Raw genomic sequence first — 2,429 nt, forward strand, 5'->3', positions numbered from 1 at the left:
AAAGCTTCATATTCTGCTTCACTGACAAGACCACTTTTCAGGGCTTCTTCGCGCAAAGTCGTGCCATTATGATGGGCAGTCTTGGCGATTTTTGCTGCTGCGTCATAGCCGATCTGCGGTGCGAGAGCCGTCACCAGCATCAATGAATTTTCCATCAGTTCATGGATGCGGGCTTCATTGGCTTCAATCCCGTCAATACAATGATCGACAAAGGAGTTCATACCGTCAGCCAGCAGCCGGATAGATTGCAGCACATTGGCCGCAATCACCGGCTTGAAAACATTCAGCTCAAAATGTCCCTGACTGGAAGCAACGGTGACGGTGGTGTGGTTGCCGAAAACCTGAGTGGCAACCATGGTCAAAGCTTCTGCCTGTGTCGGATTGACTTTGCCCGGCATGATCGATGAACCCGGCTCATTTTCCGGCAATTGCAATTCGCCGAGGCCGGAGCGGGGGCCGGAACCGAGAAAGCGGATATCATTGGCAATCTTAAACAGATCGGCGGCAAGCGCATTCAGACTGCCATGAAGATTGAGCAGAGCGCCGTGGGAGGCGAGTGCCTCGAATTTATTCGGGGCGGTTTTAAATGGCAGGCCGGTAATATTGGCAACGGCTTCCGCGAAGCCGGTATCAAAACCCTTTGCTGAATTCAGCCCAGTACCGACCGCTGTGCCGCCCTGTGCCAGCAGATAGACATCTGTCAGGCTCTGCACAATACGGTGCTTGCCATATTCTGCCGCCGCACGGTAACCAGAGAATTCCTGTCCCAGTGTGACAGGCGTGGCATCTTGCGTATGCGTACGGCCGATCTTAATCAGATGCGCGAATTTCTCTTCTTTGGCTTTCAGTGCATCAATCAGATGATCGAGGGCTGGCAGCAGGCGGGAGGTAACTTCAACCGCCGTGGCGATATGCATGGCAGTCGGGAAACTGTCATTGGAGGATTGCCCCATATTCACATGGTCATTCGGGTGAACCGGCTTTTTGCTGCCGATTGTGCCACCGAGCATTTCAATCGCGCGGTTGGAGATCACCTCGTTGACATTCATATTCGACTGGGTGCCTGAACCGGTCTGATAAATCACCAGCGGAAAATGGTCGTCCAGCTTGCCTTCGACAACCTCTGCAGCAGCCACAGTAATGGCGCGGCCTAAGACCGGATCAAGTTTGCCCAGAGCAATATTTGTCTCTGCTGCGGCCTGTTTGACAATGCCGAGTGCATGAATGAGCGGCAGTGGCTGGCGATCTGTTCCGATTTTAAAATTTTGCAGAGAGCGCTGGGTCTGTGCACCCCAGTAACGATCATTATCAACAGCGATAGGGCCGAAACTATCGGTTTCGGTACGTTGGTCAGACATTTACAGCTCCTGAAGTTCTGTATTCTGGGAAGATGTCAGAGTGTCATATGGTATCGGTTACAGGCATTGCGAGACCGTGCAAAACACAGTTTTGTGTAGGCTTCTGCACGATCGCGAGCGAAAATAAGTTTAATATTTTCAGTGTGGTGCCGTTATTGCGCGCGCAATATTAAAGGCGATTCAGTCGTCCTCGGCCTCATCATCCGGATTTTCTATCCAGGCAGTAGGGTCGATTTTTTTCTGGGTTGTGCTGTCAATGAAAGTCCACCAGCCGGTGTCGCTTTCATTCCAGTCGCCACCGGCTTTTTGAAGCTGTTCAAGCCGGCGATAACGGGCAGGGGATTCATTGAGCTGACCATCAAAGTCTGTCCAGAGTACCGTGACTGTGCGTCCGTCTTGCGGTGCCGTTGTAATCGAGTGTTCTTTACGCATTCGTCTTCCCTCCGTTGCGATGCAATGAAAGCACTGTCCAGATCAGAACAGCGAAGCTTGTAAATACAAACCTATAGCGCATTCCGGAAAGTGTGAAGCATTTATATGTAAAACAGAGTGCTGAGATGAAGCGACCAGCCAACAGGCGGAACTATGAGCTTCACAGGCGCAAGCGGCATATCGGAGCTCTTATTTATGACTTGTGAAAAGCGGAAATTGTGCTGGGAAAGGCGTGGGAAGACGGGTTTCCCCGTCTTCCCTATGCGCGGTCAGCAGTTCCTTCAAGCGGGGGCAAATAGGAGTGCCGACCAGCGCAAGCTGCAGATTTTCAATCTTTAAAGCCTGATCCTTAAGGAGATACTAAAATAATTTTGAGTTATCATTAAGTACAGTAACTTTAAAAAAATAATGCATTGCAATTGTGATGGTCGCTAATCGCATTGGTTACAATTTATTTAGAAATATCTCTCCTGAAAAACGGAGAGGTTACATAAACAGCTTAAATGCATAAGGCAAGCTATATCCTGTGCCGCATCGCTATGCCGTGCAGATTTTAGTGTTTTGATATAAAAAAAAGCCCCTGATTTCTCAGAGGCTTTTTCATTTCTTAGCCGCATTATCGTGGCCGCCCCGGCGCTC

At 49.9% G+C, this 2,429-nt stretch carries 3 protein-coding genes; all 3 read right to left on the reverse strand.

Translation table 11 applies throughout. The features are described from left to right. On the reverse strand, positions 1-1,358 hold a 1,358-nt coding region (gene fumC / locus A918_RS0108390), incomplete at its 3' end, for a class II fumarate hydratase (RefSeq protein WP_022710632.1). 180 nt (positions 1,359-1,538) lie between these two features. Then, positions 1,539-1,790, reverse strand: coding sequence for a hypothetical protein (locus A918_RS0108395; RefSeq protein ID WP_022710633.1), 252 nt, complete (start codon positions 1,788-1,790; stop codon positions 1,539-1,541). A 455-nt stretch (positions 1,791-2,245) separates the two neighbouring features. Then, positions 2,246-2,429: hypothetical protein (locus A918_RS22195; protein ID WP_210162324.1), on the reverse strand; the 184-nt coding region annotated here is incomplete at its 5' end.

Origin of the sequence: Pseudochrobactrum sp. AO18b (assembly GCF_000409565.1) — a bacterium.
Lineage (GTDB): Bacteria > Pseudomonadota > Alphaproteobacteria > Rhizobiales > Rhizobiaceae > Pseudochrobactrum > Pseudochrobactrum saccharolyticum.

Excerpts from the sequence above, each read along its gene's own strand:
- A918_RS0108395 (WP_022710633.1), bottom strand. The coding sequence starts at position 1,790 with ATGCGTAAAGAACACTCGATTACAACGGCACCGCAAGACGGACGCACA.